Raw genomic sequence first — 16,790 nt, 5'->3', positions numbered from 1 at the left:
CCGTCGTCACGACGGGCTCGGACGTGAACCGGAACCGGTGGCCGATTGACCAGTGTGCCATGGTGGTCGACCGGCCGGCACAGCAGGTCCGCCCGCCACAACGCCCGGCCATCTCCCCGCATTCCCACCCACCCCGTCCCCACGCCTCGCCCGCCCACCGGGTCGCGCCGCTCATGAGGGTGACCGCGACAATGCGGACAACCGGCGCCGTCATCCTCATGATCGACGACGCGCGGGCCGGCGGGAGCGCTTCTCCCCCAGGTCGAGGAGCCCTCCCGCCGGCCTCAGGCGGCGGCCCGCGCCCGGGCCGCCGCGGCGGTGGTCACCGTCGCCTCGGCGCGGACGCCGTTGACCGTGACCGTGAGCAGCACCCGGCCGCCCGGGCGCAGCGCGGTGAGCCGCCCGGTCGCCGGATCGAAGCGGGCCACGTGCCACGGGCGTACCCCGGACGCGTCGCCGATGTGCAGGTTGGGCGAGCCGGCCCAGTCGGCGCTGACCGGCGCGGCCACCGGCACCTGCCGGCCGCCGGGCTGGGTGAGCGTGGCCGCCACGGTGGCCGGGGCGCCGAGGCGCACCTCCGCCGGCGTGCTCAGCGCCAGCCGGTCGGCGTGGGCGTGGATCTCCGCGGCGACCCACTCCGGCCCCTCGCGGAGCGGGTCGCGGCGGGCCCGCTCCGCCTCCCGCGGCGTCACCGGGTCGACCCCGAACTCGGTCCAGCCGGTGAACCCGCCCTGCCCGGCCGGTGTGGACGGGTCCTTGCCCGCGTTGCCGTTGACCACGTACGGCACGCCGTCCACCCGGTCGGCGTGGAACGTGCCGACGTGCCCGTTGACCACCACCGCGCCCTTGCCGGTGCGGTGCTGGAAGTCGGCCAGCCACTGCTCGACCAGGGCGGCCTCCTTCCGGTCGCCGAGCTGGCTGGCCTTGGCCGGGCTGGGGTCGCGCGGCGGGTGGTGGAACAGCACCGCGACCGAGCCGATCGACCGGTCGGCGGCGGCCTGGTCCAGCGTCCGGCGCAGCAGCTCCACCTGGTCGAACCCGCCCCCGCGCAGCGAACCGGCGGCCGTGGACAGGGTGACGAGGCGGGTGCCCCGGTGGTCGAGGACGCGGGAGGTGTCGCCGAAGACGCTCCGGAAGTTGTCGATCGGGGCACCCATGATCTCGTGGTTGCCCGGCACGTAGTAGTAGGGCACCTGGCCGCCCAACTCCTCGTTGAGGATCCGCTTCGCCAGCGCGAAGTCGGCCGGGTAGGCGGTGTCCACGAAGTCGCCGTCGATGACCAGGAAGTCCGGCCGGGCGGCGCGGACCTCGCGCAGCGTACGGCGGGCCTGGACGACCAGTTCGCTGTCCGGGTCGGCGGCGACGAACTGGGCGTCGGAGAGCACCGCGAAGCGCCAGGGCGCGCCGTCCACGGTGCCGTCGCGCAGCACCACCCGGTCGGTACGGTTCGGCTCCGGCGGGGCCTGCACGTCCGGCGGCACCCGGGCGACCAGGTCGTCGACGACCATCTCGCTGCGGTACTGCTTGGCCGGATCGGTCTCGGCGACGTAGAACCGGCGCACCCGCACCGGGTACTGCACGCCGGGCGGGACGGCGAACTCGACGTACTTCCAGCCGGTCCAGTCCAGGTAGGGTCCGCGCAGCACGAACTGGGTGTCCTGCGCGTCGTGCAGGTGCAGGCTCGGCCACTCGCCGGTGCCGTTCGCCTTGATCCACATGCCGAACGCCTGCGGCTGGCCGGGCACGTCGATCCAGGCCGGCGGGTCGGCGTAGGCGGCCCGGGTGCCGGTGGACCGGTCGAAGTCGTACGACATCCGCAGGCCGGTGCCGGTGTGCCCGTCGGCCGGGGCGACCGAGCCGGCGGCCCGGGCCTGGCTGAACGTCCAGGACGCGGCGTCGTCGAAGCCGGCCACCGGCACGTCGGTCAGCCCGACGGTCACCGGCAGCACCGTGGTACGCGTGCCGACCCGGGCGGTGACCAGCGCGGAGCCGGCGTCGCCGAGCGCCTCGACGGCCAGGTTGCCGTCGGCGGTGGGCGTGACGGAGAGCAACTCGTGGTCGTACTCCAGTTTCAGGTCGGCCGGCTCGATCGGCGCGGTGTTCCCCTCGGTGTCGTAGCCGACCACGCCGAACAGGCCGGTGTCGCCGGCCCGGTCGAGGCCGACCCGGTCGACGGTGGCGTCGACCCGCTCCAGCGGGCCGAGCACGGTCAGGTCGAGCGTGCCCCGGGCCCGCCCCCGCGTGGCGGTGACGGTGCTCGGGCCGGGGCTGCCGGCCCGGAAGACGCCGTCGGCGTCCACCCGGCCGTGCGTGGCCCGCCAGCGCGGCTCGCCCGCCGCCGGACCGTACGTCTCGTCGTAGCCGGCGGCGGTGAGCCGACGGGTGAGGCCGGGGAAGACCCGGTCCGGTCGACCGCCGCGCACCGGGGCGACGCCCGGCGCGGCGGTCGGGTCGCTCGCGGTCTCCAGCCAGTAGCCGGTGAGCCGGCCGCTGCCCTTCGGCGCGTAGATCGCCAGGCCGTTCGGCACCGGCCGCTCGCTGCCGTCGGAGGGGCTGTTCTCCACCTGGACCGCCGCCGCGCCCGGCTCGCGGGCCAGCAGCGTGGAGGAGCCGCCGCCGTCGAGGTTGAGCGCGTTCGCCGCGCCCAGTTCGAGCATCATCCGGCCCATCTCGGTCTGGGTGACGCCCCGGCTGTCGACCTGACGCCCGTCCACCGTCATCATGATCATCTTGCGGCCGTCGGCGGAGAACCCCACCGAGGTACGCGGAGCCAGCGACGGGTCGGCGACGGTCTGCACCACCCCGTCGCGGACCAGCACGGTGCCACCGCCCACCGCGGCGCGCAGGTCGCCGCCGTCGGAGGCGCGCGGGCGCCAGGACACGTCCACCGCGTCGCCGGGGCGCAGCGCGGCGAGCGCGTCCGCGCCGGCCTCGCGGCCGAGCAGCACCGTGCTGCCGGCCGGGATCGGCCCCTCCCCCGCCGTGGTGGCCACGGCGGCGACCCGGCCGCCGGTCAGCGTCACCTCGACCACCCGAACGGCGCCGTCCACCGCCCGCCGCCGGGGGTACGAGCCCCACAGCGGGGTGAACACCCCGACGCCGTCACGCTGCACCATGTTGTTGAACTGGGTGAGCGGCACCGGCCCGGCGGGCAGCGCCGCGGTGCCCTCGAAGCCGACCTGCACCACCCGGCCGATGCCCCGGGCGTCGATCCCGACCGCGTTGGGGTGCCCGGCGACCGCCGACTGCACCAGTTCGCCGGAGCGGATGCCGACACCCTGCGCGGCACCGGAGTTGTTGATGTCGAAGAAGTCGCCGTTGACCGCCGCGACCGCCCGTGAGCGGTCCACCGCCGCCCGCAGCGGCTCGTCCCGGGTGACCGCGCCGGAGTTGACGTAGTCCACGGTCAGCCCGCCGGAGAGGTCGGCGGTGAGGGCGTCGGCGCGCAGCCAGCCGGCGGCGTCATACCTGTCGAAGGAGGTCAGGTCGAGACCGGGCGCGACCGGACGGGTGGTCTTCGCGGTCTCCAGGCCGTCGCCGGGCTCCACACCGGCCAGCGCGACAGCGGATTCGGGACGGGAGGACGCCGCCGGCGCGTCCTCGGCCGGCGTGGCCGGGGCCTGCGCCGGCCGCGCCGCGGGCGGCGCGGCGGCGGCGGGCGGCACCGGAGCGGCGACGGTGAGCAGCGGTGTGAGCAGCAGGACGCCGGTGAGACGGGCGGATCGTCTGCGGATTCGCATGGACGACAGTCAACCCGACCATGAACAGAAGTTTCAATATCTCATGGCTTAACCGTAGAAAAACTTCATCGCCGGGCGCGTCCCGGACACGAGCGAGGGGCACGGCCGCCGGCCGTGCCCCTCGTCGTCGATCCGTCAGCTCACTCGCCCGGAGTGGACTTCGCGATCTGCATCAGGAACTCGATGTTGGTGCGGGACTGCTTGAGCCGGTCCAGCAGGAGATCGAGCGCCGCCTGCGAGTCCAGCGAGTGCAGCACCTTGCGGAGCTTGTGGATGATCGCCAGCTCCTCCGGCGCGAACAGGACCTCCTCCTTACGCGTACCGGTGGGGTTGATGTCGATCGCCGGGAAGACCCGCTTGTCGGCGATCTTCCGGTCCAGCTTCAGCTCGGCGTTGCCGGTGCCCTTGAACTCCTCGAAGATGACCGTGTCCGCCATGGACCCGGTCTCCACCAGCGCGGTGGCGATGATGGTCAGCGAGCCGCCGTTCTCGATGTTGCGGGCGGCGCCGAGGAAACGCTTCGGCGGGTAGAGCGCGGTGGAGTCGATACCACCCGACATGATCCGACCCGAGGCCGGCGCCGCCAGGTTGTACGACCGACCGAGCCGGGTCACCGAGTCGAGCAGCACGACCACGTCGTGGCCCAGCTCGACCAGACGCTTTGCCCGCTCGATCGCCAGCTCGGCCACCGTGGTGTGGTCCTGCGGCGGACGGTCGAACGTGGCCGCGATGACCTCGCCCTTGATCGACCGCTGCATGTCGGTGACCTCTTCGGGCCGCTCGTCGACCAGCACCACCATCAGGTGGCACTCCGGGTTGTTGCGGGTGATCGCGTTCGCGATCGCCTGCAACACCATCGTCTTGCCCGCCTTGGGCGGCGACTGGATGAGCGCCCGCTGGCCCTTGCCGATCGGCATCACCAGGTCGATCACCCGGGTGGTCAGGATGTGCGGCTCGGTCTCCAGCCGCAGTCGCTCCTGCGGGTAGAGCGGGGTGAGCTTGTAGAACTCCGGCCGGCGCCGCGCCTCCTCCGGCTCCATGCCGTTGATGGTGTCCAGCCGGACCAGCGGGTTGTACTTGTCGCGCCGCTGCTCGCCGTCCCGGGCCGCGCGGACCGCGCCGGTGATGGCGTCACCGCGGCGCAGGCCGTACTTCTTGATCTGGGACATCGAGACGTACACGTCGTTCGGCCCGGCCAGGTAGCCGGTGGTCCGGACGAAGGCGTAGTTGTCGAGCACGTCGACGATGCCGGCGACCGGGACGAGCACGTCGTCCTCGCCGACCTGCGGCTCGCGGCCACCGCCACCGCCGCCGTCGCCGCCCTCGCCACGCTCGCCGCGTCCGCGTCGACGGTCCCGGAACCGGCTGCGCCGGCCCCGCCGGCCGCCGCCCTCGTCGTCGTCGTCGTTGTCCCGGTCGGCGCGCGGCCCCCGGTCGTTGCGGTCACCGCGGTCGTTGCGGTCACCCCGGTCGTTGCGGTCACCCCGGTCGTTACGGTCACCGCGGTCGTTACGGTCACCGCGGTCGTTACGGTCACCCCGGTCGCCGCGCTCGGCCCGCTCACCGCGGTCGTTACGCTCGCCGCGCTCGCCCCGGTCGTTGCGGTCACCGCGGTCGTTGCGGTCACCCCGGTCGTTGCGGTCGCCCCGCTCGGCCCGCTCGTTGCGGTCGCCCCGCTCGGCACGGTCGCCCCGCTCGGCACGGTCGCCCCGCTCGGCACGGTCGCCCCGCTCGGCGCGGTCGCCCCGCTCGGCACGCTCGCCGCCACGATCGGACCGCTCACGGCCCCGGTCGTCGGTGCGCTCCGCCCGGTCGCCACCGCGCTCGGCCCGGTCGCCGGTCTCGGCGGGAGCCTCCTCGGCACGCGTCTCGGCCGGCCGCGCCTCGGCGGGTGCGGCCGGGGCGGTCGCGGCGGCGGCCCGGCTGCGACGACCCCGGGTACGACCCTCGGTCACCTCGGCGGCCGGCGCCTGCTCGGCGGTGCGGCGCTCCCCCTCGGTCCGCTCCTGGACCTCGGCGTGCACCTCCTCACGGGCGGGAGCGGCCGCGGCCGCGACCTCGGCCCGCGGTCGAGGGGTTCCGGCGGCGGCGCCGCCCTGCCGCTCGGTGATCGCACTGATCAGCTCGCCCTTGCGCATGCGAGCCGTACCAGAGATGCCGAGCGACGCGGCCAGGCTCTGGAGCTCCGGCAGCAGCATCGCCGACAAGCCGGTGCCGCTACGCCGACGGCGCGTGGGGGCGGCGGTGGTGGCATCGCCAGCGACGTTGGAAACATCCGACGTCACGTCGGTGGTGTCGCTCAATGGATTCCTTCCCTCGATAGGCCGGGACTGCCCGGAGTCGTGGAACCAGGTGGCCGGGCGGCCTCGGTGCACCCGCCTCGCATGGACGCGTCGCGGGAGTCTGTGACACAGCAGCCGGGCGGTCTCCCGACTCACCAACATCGGTGAGCAGGTCTCGCCGTCTGCGGCGACCTGTGGAAACTGCGGTGCGGCGTAGGCCTTGGGCAGGGGTGACGGGCTGACCGCCGAGAGCCTCGGTGGTGCGCCGAACCGCAGGAAGATCGCATGCTTCGCGGCTGTGCTCGGTCTAGAGCGTAATCAACTCTTCCGACCTGCGGCAACAGGGTCCCGCTCGGCGTGTCAAAGTCTACCCCGGAAAACCCGGGCCCCGCTGACATCTGTGGGCAACTCCCACCGGCGCCAGTCTGTTCCCGCCTCGAACCCCGCCGGCACGTCGGAGAGCGCCAGGACCGTCGGACCGGCCCCGCTGACCACTGCGGCCACACCGGCCCCACGCAGCTCAGCGACCAGTTTCGCGGTGCCCGGCAGCCCCGGGGCCCGCTGCTCCTGGTGCAGGCGGTCGACGGTCGCCGGCAGCAGCAGGGCCGGGTCGGCGGTCAGCGCGTGCACCAGCAGCGCGGCCCGGCCGGCGTTGGACGCGGCGTCGGCGTGCGGCACGGAGGCCGGCAGCGCGGCCCGGGCCACCGAGGTCAGGCCGCGCTCGGCCGGCACGAAGACGGTGGGGCGGACCGCCGGCGCCACCGGCAGCGACACCGCGCGGGCGCCGGTCGGCTCCGTCCAGGCGATCGTGAAGCCGCCGAGCAGGCAGGGCGCCACGTTGTCCGGATGCCCCTCCAACTCCGCCGCCAACCGCAGCGCCGCGTCGTCGGCCATCCGCCGCTCGCCGTCGACCACCAGCGCGCGGGCGGCCAGCACCCCGGCCACGATCGCCGCCGAGGACGAGCCGAGACCACGGGCCTGCGGGATCCGGTTGACGCACTCCAGCGCCAGGCCGGCGGGCTGCGCGCCGAGCACCTCGAAGGCGGCCCGCATGGCGGTCACCACCAGGTGCCGGTCGTCCGACGGCAGCTCACCGGCGCCCTCACCGGTGACCACCACCCGTACGCCGCCGTCGGTCACCTCGGCGGTCACGTCGTCGTGCCGGCCGAGAGCCAGCCCGAGCGCGTCGAAGCCGGGGCCGAGGTTGGCGCTGGTCGCGGGCACTCGGACCCGGACCGGACCGGAGGCGAAAGTCGTCGGCACCGGCTCATGCTAGGGCCTGACCGCGACCACGCACCGGACCCGCCCGGAGCCTGGGACCGGAGGGCGGCCGACACCCCCGAAGGCGGCGCGTCAACGGTCAGTCGGCCCGCCCCGGGGCGGGCGCTTCGACCGGGTCGGTCAGCGAGAGACTGCGGGTGGCGAGGCGCCAACCGATCGCGTAGACGACGGTGACCAGGCCGCAGCCGGCCAGCACGCTGCGCTCGTCCACCCGGTCCACCACGAGCGCCACCACCAGCTGGCTGACCGCGATGGCGAGCGTCGCCAGCATCATGTCGGTGGCGAAGACCCGGCCGCGCAGCCGGTCCGGCACCTCGCCCTGCAGCGCGTAGTTGGACAGCACCCAGTTGCTGCCGCCGCCCAGGTGGGCCAGGAAGACCAGCACCAGCACCAGCGGGAACCAGGACACCGCCGAGGCGCCCAGATAGGCCAGGCCGTACAGCGACATGGACAGCGCGAGACCGGTGAGCAGCCAGGCCCGGTTGCTGAGCACCCGGCGCATCAGGATCGGGCCGACGAGCGCCCCGGCGCCCCGGGCCGCGAAGAGCAGGCCGGCGCCGACCGCGCCGACGCCGTAGACGCCGGCGAGCAGCGGAAAGACGGTCAGCACGCCGTTGCCCAGGCCGACCGCCGACTTCACCGTGACCAGCGCCAGCACGCGCGGCCGGTGGGCGATGTAGCCCAGCGCCTCCCGGATCGCCGCGAGCGTGCGCGGCACCGCCGCCGCCGGGTCCCGGGGCGCCTGGAGGGGGCGGCGGATCAGCGCGGCCAGGACCGCCGCCCCGGCCAGGCCCGCGGCGGCCACGTAGAAGCTGGCGTACGGCCCGGACGCGGCGCTGAGCATGCCGCCGAGTGAGGCGCCGACCACCGTCATGGTGCCCCACGCCGAGCCGGCGACCGCGTTCGCCGCCGCCAGGTCCGCCGGGTCGACCACATTGGGCAGTGCGGCCTGCGCGGCGGGCGAGTAGACCGCCTTCGCCACCGCGACGACCGCGATCGCCACCAGGGCCAGCCACGCCGTACCGGCGGAGCGCACGCCGAGCAGCAGCAGGATGCCGGCGAGCGCGGCCAGGTTGGCCGCCATCATGACCCGGCGGCGGTCGAACCGGTCGGCGACGGTGCCGGCGTACGGCAGCAGCAGCGCGGTGGTGCCGGTGTCCACGGCCAGCACCAACGCGCCCCACACCCCGCTGCCGGTCAGGTCCGGCAGGAGCACCAGCAGCGGCACCATGACGAACCAGTCGGCGCCGAAGACCACCAGCTCGGCGAGGAACAGGTTCCGGAAGTCGCGGTTGCGGACGAGGACCGAGAGGGTGGGTGACACGCCGGCACCCTACCGGGCCGCTCCCGGGCCGGAAGCGCGACGCAGCAGGTCGGAGACCGTGACGAAGGTGTAGCCCGGGGCCCGCAGCCCGGCGATCATGTCGGGCAGCCCGCGCAGCGCCACCAGCCGCCGCTCGTCGCCGACGTCGTGCCCGAGCAGGATGGTGCCGGGGCGCACGTTGGCGACGATCCGCCGGGCGTGCCCGACCGGATCGTGCGGGAACTCGCGCTCGACCATCTGGAGCGTCCAGAGCACCACCCGGTAGTCCAGCCGGGCCGCGGCGTGCAGCACCGCCCCGCCGAGGTGGCCCCAGGGTGGCCGGAGCAGCCGGGGCGCGGAACCGGTGGCCGCGACGATCGCGTCGTGACTGCGACTCAGGTCGTCGTGCACCGTCGCGGCGTCCATCCGGGTGAGGTCGTGATGCGCCCAGCTGTGGTTGCCCACCTCGTGCTCGCCCATTCGGCCGCGCAGCACCGCGGCATGCCGGCGGGCCCGCTCACCGACCAGGAAGAACGTCGCCGGCACCCGGTGCTCGGCCAACGTGTCCAGCACCATCGGAGTCCACTGTGGGCGGGGACCGTCGTCGAACGTCAGCGCCACCAGCGGAGTGCCGAGCCGGACCCCCAGACCACCTCCACCCCGCCGCCGCCGACATCCTGCCGGCGGTTGCCGAGCGTGGCGCTGGCCGGGCCGCCGGCCAGCGGGAGTCGACGGTCGGCCACCCAGGTGCTCTCCACCGTGGCGGCGGGCCCGAGCGCCGCGCCGCCGAGCACCAGCGCGGATCGGCGCAGCAGCGTGCGCCGCCCCCACCGGCTCGCGCCGCCCGCCATCCGCGCCCCCGCACCCCAAGTAGGCACCAGCTCACTGAGCGTACCGCCGGGTGCGGCTCGGAGGCGCCCCGCGCGCGGTGCAGGTGGCAAGCGGGGCACCCGCCTATACGGGAAGCGTTAAGCGGGGGCCCCGCCTTTCACTCGGTCGGGGGAAGGGGGGAACGGCGGCTCTTCGGCAGGCGGAGCACCTCGAACTGGTCCGTGCCGTCGATCAACGCCCCGGACGGGCGGGCCGGCGGCACGGGCCGACCGTCCCCGCCCCCCACGGTCACCGGCTCCGGCTCCGGTTCCGACTCCGGCGCATCGGCCGGGGCCTCCACCGCCTCGGCCGGTTCCGGGGTGCCGCGGCGACGGTCCCGGCGCGCCCGCAGCGAACCCTTCGTGTGCTCCACCATCGTGTAGAGCGTCGGCACCAGCACCAGCGTCAGCAGCGTGGAGCTGAGCAGGCCGCCGATCACCACGATCGCCAGCGGCTTGGAGATGAAGCCGCCCTCGCCGGTCAGGCCGAACGCCATCGGCAGCAGCGCGAACACGGTCGCCACCGCGGTCATCAGGATCGGCCGCAACCGCCGCCGGCCCCCCTCGACGACCGCCTCGGTGACGCCCATCCCCCGCGCCCGGTACTGGTTGATCAGGTCGAGCAGCACGATCGCGTTGGTCACCACGATGCCGACCAGCATGAGCACACCGATCAGCGCCGGCACGCCCAGCGGCGTCCCGGTGGCCAGCAGCAGCGCGATCGCCCCGGTCGCCGCGAACGGCACCGAGATCAACAGGATCAGCGCCTGGGTCAGGCTGCGGAACGTGGCCACCATGATCAGGAAGACGATGGCGATGGCGGCCAGCACCGCCAGGCCGAGGTCCGCGAACGCGTCCGCCTGGTCGGCGCTCACCCCGCCGATGACGTACGTGGCGCCCGGCACCTCCAGCGCGTCCAGCTTCTTCTGCAACTCCTGCGTGGTGGCCCCGAGGTTCGAGCCGGTGGCCGTGCCGGTCACCGAGACGCTGCGCTCGCCGTCGATCCGGGTCACCTGCTGCGGTCCGTCGACCTGGTTGACGTCGGCGATCGCGTCCAGCGTCACCGCCCCCACCCGCAGCGCCCGCAGCTCGTCCACGCTCACCGGCGGCCGGGCCCCGGTGCTCAGCACCACGTCCTGCGCCGTGCCGTCGAGCGTCACCTGGCCGAGCGGCGCCCCCCGGTACGTCTGCGCCACGAGCTGCCCCACGGCCGCCTCGGTCAGGCCGGCGCGGGCCGCGGCGACCCGGTCCACGGTCACCTCCACCCGGGGCACCCGGGTGGCCAGGCTCGTGGTGACGTCCTCGACGCCCGAGGTGCCGGCCATCGCGGCCCGGACCTCCTCCGCCGCCCGCGCCAGCGTCTCCTGGTCGGCGGCCTGCACCACCACCTCGACCTGGTTGGCGGAGGCGTTCTGCCCGCCGCCGAAGGTCAGCTCGCCGACCTCCGGGCCGAGCGTGTCGAACTCCTCGCGCAGCGCCTCACGCACCGTCTTGGCGTCGGTGTCGTCGGAGAGCGCCAGCGACCAGGAGGCGCGGTCGCTGCCGCCACCTCCGGCGAACGGGTTGTCCCCACCACCGGCGCTGACCTGGTAGGTCTCCACCCCCGACGTACGCTTCAGCACCTCCTCGACGCGGGCGGCGGCCCGGTCGGTGCCGGCCAGGTTGGTGCCGGCCGGCATCTCCTGCCGGATGGCGAGCGTGTCCTGGCCGGAGTCGTCCAGGAAGTTCGTCTCCAGCTTCTGCGCCAGGCCGAACGTGCCCAGCAGCACCAGCAGGCCGAGCGCCACGGTGGCCCACCGGCTCCGCCGCGACCGGGTGGCGAACCCGATCACCGGCAGGTACGCCCGCTGCAACGGGCTGCGCAGCTCCTTCTCCTCGGCGGCCCGGCGCTCGGCCTCGTCGTCGGCGCGGTGACGCGGCCGCAGGAACCAGTAGGCGAGCACCGGGATGACCGTCAACGACACCAGCAGCGAGGCCAGCAGCGCCACCGTCACGGTGATCGCGAACGGCGCGAAGAGCTGGCCGACGAAGCCACCCACCAGGGCGATCGGCGCGAACACGGCGACCGTGGTGAGCGTGGACGCGGTCACCGCGCCGGCCACCTCACGGACCGCGGTCAGGACCGCCTCCCGCTTCGGCTCGCCGTACTCCAGGTGCCGTTTGATGTTCTCCAGCACCACGATCGAGTCGTCCACCACCCGGCCCACCGCGATGGTCAACGCGCCGAGCGTGAGCAGGTTCAGCGAGTAGTCGCCGGCCCAGAGCACGATCAGCGCGACCAGCACCGACAGCGGGATGGAGACCGCGGTGACCACCGTGGAGCGGACCGAGAGCAGGAAGACCAGGATCACCACCACCGCCATCAGCAGGCCGAGCAGGCCCTCGGTGGTGAGGCTCTCGATGGACCGCTCGACGAACGGGGCCTGGTCGAAGACCACGGTCAGCTCGGCGCCGGAGGCGGCCGCCAGGTCGTCCAGCCGGTCCCGGATGTCGTGCGAGATGCCGACGGCGTTGCCGTCCGGGCTGGCGGTGACCGCGATGCCCAGGCTCAGCTTGCCGTTGGTGCGGGTGAACGACGTCGCCGGGGCGAGCTGCTGCTCCACCCGGGCCACGTCGCCGAGGCGCACCGGCGCGGCGGGCGCGGTGGTGAGCACGATGCCGCGCAGGTCGTCCACGGTGCGGATCGGCGTGCCGACCTGCACCGGCAGCGAGCGGTCGCCGTCGGCCAGCGCGCCGGCCGGCACCGCCACCCCGTTGGTCCTCAACGCCTGCGCGATCGCGGTCGGCGCCACCCGGGCGGCGGCCAGCTTCGCCGGGTCCGGCGTGATCGCCACCACCTGGTCCCGGGCGCCGGTGACGTCCACCGAGCGGACCCCGTCCAGCCCCTCCAGCTCCGGCACCACGGCGGTGCGCAGCTTCTCGGCCAGTGCCCGCTCGTCGCCGTCGCCGGTCGCGGCCACCACCACGGCGGGCAGGTCGTCGGTGCTGCCGGCGATCACCTGCGGGTCGACGCCCTCGGGGAGCTGGGTGCGGTTGAGCGCGGTCTCCATCTTGTTGACCACGTCGTCCAGGTCGGTGCCGAACTCGTACTGCACCTGGATGGTCGCCGCGCCCTCACGCGAGGTCGAGGTGACCTTCTCCAGCCCCGGGATGCCCTGGAGACTGTTCTCGATCGGCTCCGCGACCTGGGACTCGACGATCTCGGGCGCGGCGCCCGGATAGGGCGCCACGATGAACGCGGCCGGGAACTCCAGCGACGGCAGCAACTGCTGCTTGAGCGACGGCACGGCGAACGCGCCGAACGCCGCGGTCACCAACGCGATCAGGGCGATCAGGCCCCGGTTGGCAAGGCTGAATCTGGCGAGCAACGACATGGGCGTTGGTCACTCCTGAGGAGGGGTCTGCGAAGTTGCCCTGAGTGTGCCGCACCCGCTCCCGTCGCCCGTGCCCGGGGCCGGACGCGCCTCAGGCCAGGTCGAGCGCGCGCGCGGCGGCGATCGCGTCGTTGGCGATGGTCAGCGGCGCGGGGGCGGTCGAGATGGCCCACTCCGGGTCCTTCAGGCCGTGCCCGGTGACCGTGCACACCACCCGCGACCCGGCCGGCACCCGACCGGCGTCGGCCTGCTGGAGCAGGCCGGCCACGCTGGCCGCGCTGCCCAGCTCGACGAAGACCCCGACCTCGCGGGCCAGCAGCCGGTAGGCGGCGAGGATCTCCCGGTCGGTGACCGCCGCGATCAGCCCGTCGGAGGCGTCGCGCGCGTCGACGGCCCTGGTCCAGCTCGCCGGGTTGCCGATCCGGATGGCGGTGGCGATGGTCGAGGGCTCGGGCACCATCCGGCCGGTGACGATCGGGGCCGCGCCGGCCGCCTGGAAGCCGTACATCCGGGGCGCCTTCGTGGCGTTGCCGTCGCGCAGGTCCTCCGAGTAGCCCATCCAGTAGGCGGAGATGTTGCCGGCGTTGCCGACCGGCAGGCAGTGGATGTCGGGCGCGTCGCCGAGCGCCTCGACGATCTCGAACGCGGCCGTCTTCTGCCCGTGCAGCCGGTAGATGTTGACGGAGTTGACCAGCGCCACCGGGAAGTCCTGGGCGAGCTTGCCGGCCAGCGCCAGGCAGTCGTCGAAGTTGCCCTGCACCTGGAGCAGCTTCGCGCCGTGCACCAGCGCCTGGGCCAGCTTGCCCAGCGCGATCTTGCCCTGCGGCACCAGCACCGCGCAGGTGATCCCGGCCCGGGCCGCGTACGCGGCGGCCGAGGCGCTGGTGTTGCCGGTGGAGGCGCAGATGATCGCCTTGTCGCCGTCCTCCACGGCCTTGGAGACGGCGACCGTCATGCCCCGGTCCTTGAAGGAGCCGGTCGGGTTCGCGCCCTCGACCTTGAGCCACACGTCGGCGCCGACCCGGGCGGAGAGCACCGGCGCCGGCAGCAGCGGCGTGTTCCCCTCGTGCAGGGTCACGACGGGAGTGGCGTCGGTGATCGGCAGCCGGTCCCGGTACGCCTCGATCAGCCCTCGCCACATGTCCCGCTCCTCGCTTCCGTCGCCCCGGTCGCGGGGCCTGTCACCAGCGTGGCCCACCCTGCCTCGCCGGCCACCGCCACACCCTGCCCTAACCATCAGGCGGGACGCGCGGGCTACGCCCCGCCCTCGACCCGCAGCACGCTGGTGACCGAGCGGACCGTGTCCAGCCCGCGCAGCTCCCGCACGGTGGCCGCGAGCGCGGCGTCCGGCGCGACGTGGGTCACGATGACCAGCTCGGCGTCGCCGCCGGCGGGTCCCTGCCGCACGGTGGCGATGGAGACCTCGTGCCGGGCGAACACCCCGGCCACCGACGCCAGCACACCCGGCCGGTCGGCCACGTCGAGGCTGATGTGGTAGCGGGTGAGCGCCTCCCCCATCGGTCGCACCGGCAGGTCCGCGTACGCCGACTCGCTGGCCTGGCGCACCCCGGCGATGCGGTTGCGGGCGACCGCGACCACGTCGCCGAGGACGGCGCTGGCAGTCGGCGCGCCGCCCGCGCCGCGGCCGTAGAACATGAGCTGACCGGCCGCGTCGGCCTCGACGAAGACCGCGTTGAACGCGTCGCCGACGCGGGCGAGCGGGTGGGCCAGCGGGATCATCGCGGGATGCACCCGGACGTTGACGGTCTCGCGCCCGGCCGCGTCGACGCCCCGGGCGGCGATGCAGAGCAGCTTGATCGTGCAGCCCATCGCCTTGGCGCTGGCCACGTCCGCCGCGGTCACCTCGGTGATGCCCTCGCGGTGCACGTCGGCGGCGGTGACCCGGGTGTGGAACGCCAGCGAGGCGAGGATGGCGGCCTTGGCGGCGGCGTCGAAGCCCTCCACGTCGGCGGTCGGGTCTGCCTCCGCGTAGCCCAGCTCGGTGGCCTCCTCCAGCGCCTCGGCGAAGCCGGCGCCGGTGGCGTCCATGGCGGAGAGGATGAAGTTGGTGGTGCCGTTCACGATGCCGGTGACCCGGGTGATCCGGTCGCCGTGCAGCGACTCGCGCAGCGGGCGCAGCAGTGGGATGGCGCCGGCGACGCTCGCCTCGTAGTAGAGGTCGGCGCCGCCCTCGGCGGCGGCGTCGTGCAGCGCGGCGCCGTCCTCGGCGAGCAGCGCCTTGTTGGCGGTGACCACGCTCTTGCCGGCGCGCAGCGCCTCGACCAGCCAGCCCCGGGCCGGCTCGATGCCGCCGACCACCTCGACCACGACGTCCACGTCGTCCCGCTTGATCAGCCCCAGCGGGTCGGTGGTGAACAGGCCCTCGTCGACCGGCAGGTCGCCACGGTCGCGGCCGAGCCGGCGGACCGCGATGCCGGCGATCTCCAACGGCGCGCCGATCCGGGCGGCGAGGTCGGCCGACTGCTCGTGCAGCAGGCGAACCACGTCGCTGCCGACGGTGCCGCAGCCGAGAAGTGCCAAGCGAACCGGTAAGGTCATCCCACATCCAATGCGAGCAGGTCGTCTTCCGTCTCCCGGCGAACGATCACCCGGGCCGACCCGTCGCGTACGGCGACGACCGGGGGGCGCGGCACATGGTTGTAGTTGCTGGCCATGCTCCGGCAGTAGGCCCCGGTGCCGGGCACCGCGACAAGATCTCCGGGCTGCACGTCGGCGGGCAGGAATTCATCCTTCACCACGATGTCCCCGGACTCACAGTGCTTTCCCACCACCCGGGCGAGCAACGGCGGGGCGGCCGACGTCCGGTTGGCCACGGTGGCCGAGTAGGAGGCGTCGTAGAGCGCGGTGCGGATGTTGTCGCTCATCCCGCCGTCGACGCTCACGTAGGTCCGCAGGCCGTCCAGGTCCTTCACGGTCCCGACCTGGTAGAGCGTGAACACGGCCGGGCCGACGATCGCCCGGCCGGGCTCGACGGAGAGGTGCGGCACGGCCAGGTTCTCCGCCGCGCACTCCCCGTCGACGATCTTGCGGAGTCGCTTGGCCAGGTCGTGCGGCGAGGCCGGGTCGTCCTGCGTGGTGTACGCGATGCCGAAGCCGCCGCCCAGGTCCAGCTCGGGCAGCTCCACGCCGCGGGCGTCGCGGATCTGCGCCTGGAGGGCGAGCACCCGGCGGGCGGAGACCTCGAAGCCGCTGGCGTCGAAGATCTGCGAGCCGATGTGCGAGTGCAGCCCGCGCAGCTCCAGCACGTCCTCGTCGAGGATCCGGAAGGCCGCCGCGGCGGCCGCGCCGCCGGCCAGCGAGAAGCCGAACTTCTGGTCCTCGTGCGCGGTGGCGATGAACTCGTGGGTGTGCGCCTCCACGCCGACGGTGACCCGCAGCAGCACCCGGGGGCGCACGTGCCGCTCCCGGGCCAGCGCGTTGAGCCGGTCGATCTCGTCGGACGAGTCGACGATGATCCGCCCGACCCCGGCGTCCACCGCCCGGGTCAGCTCGGACACCGACTTGTTGTTGCCGTGGAAGCCGATCCGTTCCGGCGGCATCCCGGCGGACAGCGCGGTGGCCAGCTCGCCGCCGGTGCAGACGTCGAGGAACATGCCCTCCTCGGCGATCATGCGGACCACCGCCCGGCAGAGGAACGCCTTGCCGGCGTAGTAGACGTCCGCGTCCGGGAAGGCGGACCGGAACTCGCGGCAGCGTTCGCGCAGGTCGTCCTCGTCCAGCACGTACGCCGGGGTGCCGAACTCGGCGGCCAGGTCACGGACGTCGAGGCCGGCGGCGGTCAGCGCGCCGGCCGGGCCGCGCGCCACGTGCCGCGGCCAGAGCTGCGGCACCAGGGAGTTGACGTCGACCGGGGTACGCAGCCAGGCGGGCCCCCGGTTGCCGATGTCGCCGTGCAGGGCACCGGCCTCGTGCGCGCGCAC

10 protein-coding genes are annotated in these 16,790 nt (G+C 74.2%); all 10 read right to left on the bottom strand.

Translation table 11 applies throughout. From position 1 onward, the window contains the following. Positions 1-284 precede the first annotated feature (284 nt). Positions 285-3,740, bottom strand: coding sequence for a phosphodiester glycosidase family protein (locus tag O7618_RS31360; RefSeq protein WP_278109739.1), 3,456 nt, complete (start codon positions 3,738-3,740; stop codon positions 285-287). A gap of 140 nt (positions 3,741-3,880) precedes the next feature. Then, entirely contained in the window at positions 3,881-6,043 is a 2,163-nt protein-coding gene (gene rho, locus O7618_RS31355) for a transcription termination factor Rho (RefSeq protein ID WP_278109737.1), read from the bottom strand. Between the two features lie 339 nt (positions 6,044-6,382). Beyond that, complete coding sequence (gene thrB / locus O7618_RS31350) at positions 6,383-7,285, bottom strand: homoserine kinase (protein ID WP_278109736.1); 903 nt, start codon at positions 7,283-7,285, stop codon at positions 6,383-6,385. 97 nt (positions 7,286-7,382) lie between these two features. Continuing rightward, entirely contained in the window at positions 7,383-8,627 is a 1,245-nt protein-coding gene (locus tag O7618_RS31345; protein WP_278109735.1) for an MFS transporter, read from the bottom strand. Between the two features lie 9 nt (positions 8,628-8,636). Beyond that, positions 8,637-9,227: a polysaccharide deacetylase family protein gene (locus O7618_RS31340; RefSeq protein WP_278109734.1), complete on the bottom strand. Its 591-nt coding sequence runs from the start codon at positions 9,225-9,227 to the stop codon at positions 8,637-8,639. After that, positions 9,218-9,484: a hypothetical protein gene (locus O7618_RS31335; RefSeq protein WP_278109733.1), complete on the bottom strand. Its 267-nt coding sequence runs from the start codon at positions 9,482-9,484 to the stop codon at positions 9,218-9,220. Before O7618_RS31335 ends, O7618_RS31340 begins: the two co-directional genes overlap by 10 nt. Positions 9,485-9,594: 110 nt before the next feature. Then, positions 9,595-12,849 carry an efflux RND transporter permease subunit gene (locus O7618_RS31330; RefSeq protein ID WP_278109732.1) on the bottom strand — a complete coding sequence of 1,085 codons (3,255 nt, stop codon included), beginning with the start codon at positions 12,847-12,849 and terminating at the stop codon, positions 9,595-9,597. Positions 12,850-12,940: 91 nt separating this feature from the next. Beyond that, positions 12,941-13,990 carry a threonine synthase gene (gene thrC / locus O7618_RS31325; RefSeq protein ID WP_278109731.1) on the bottom strand — a complete coding sequence of 350 codons (1,050 nt, stop codon included), beginning with the start codon at positions 13,988-13,990 and terminating at the stop codon, positions 12,941-12,943. Positions 13,991-14,103: 113 nt separating this feature from the next. Continuing rightward, positions 14,104-15,408, bottom strand: a complete 1,305-nt coding sequence (locus O7618_RS31320) for a homoserine dehydrogenase (protein ID WP_278109730.1) — start codon at positions 15,406-15,408, stop codon at positions 14,104-14,106. Then, positions 15,405-16,790, bottom strand: coding sequence for a diaminopimelate decarboxylase (lysA, locus tag O7618_RS31315; protein ID WP_278109729.1), 1,386 nt, complete (start codon positions 16,788-16,790; stop codon positions 15,405-15,407). Before lysA ends, O7618_RS31320 begins: the two co-directional genes overlap by 4 nt.

It is taken from the genome of Micromonospora sp. WMMD980 (genome assembly GCF_029626035.1).
Taxonomy (GTDB): Bacteria; Actinomycetota; Actinomycetes; order Mycobacteriales; family Micromonosporaceae; genus Micromonospora.
The sequence above is the reverse complement of the archived record's forward strand: the minus strand, read 5'-3'. Positions and strand labels throughout refer to the sequence as shown.

Excerpts from the sequence above, each read along its gene's own strand:
- O7618_RS31360 (WP_278109739.1), bottom strand. The coding sequence starts at position 3,740 with ATGCGAATCCGCAGACGATCCGCCCGTCTCACCGGCGTCCTGCTGCTC.
- O7618_RS31330 (WP_278109732.1), bottom strand. The coding sequence starts at position 12,849 with ATGTCGTTGCTCGCCAGATTCAGCCTTGCCAACCGGGGCCTGATCGCC.
- thrC (WP_278109731.1), bottom strand. The coding sequence starts at position 13,990 with ATGTGGCGAGGGCTGATCGAGGCGTACCGGGACCGGCTGCCGATCACC.
- O7618_RS31320 (WP_278109730.1), bottom strand. The coding sequence starts at position 15,408 with ATGACCTTACCGGTTCGCTTGGCACTTCTCGGCTGCGGCACCGTCGGC.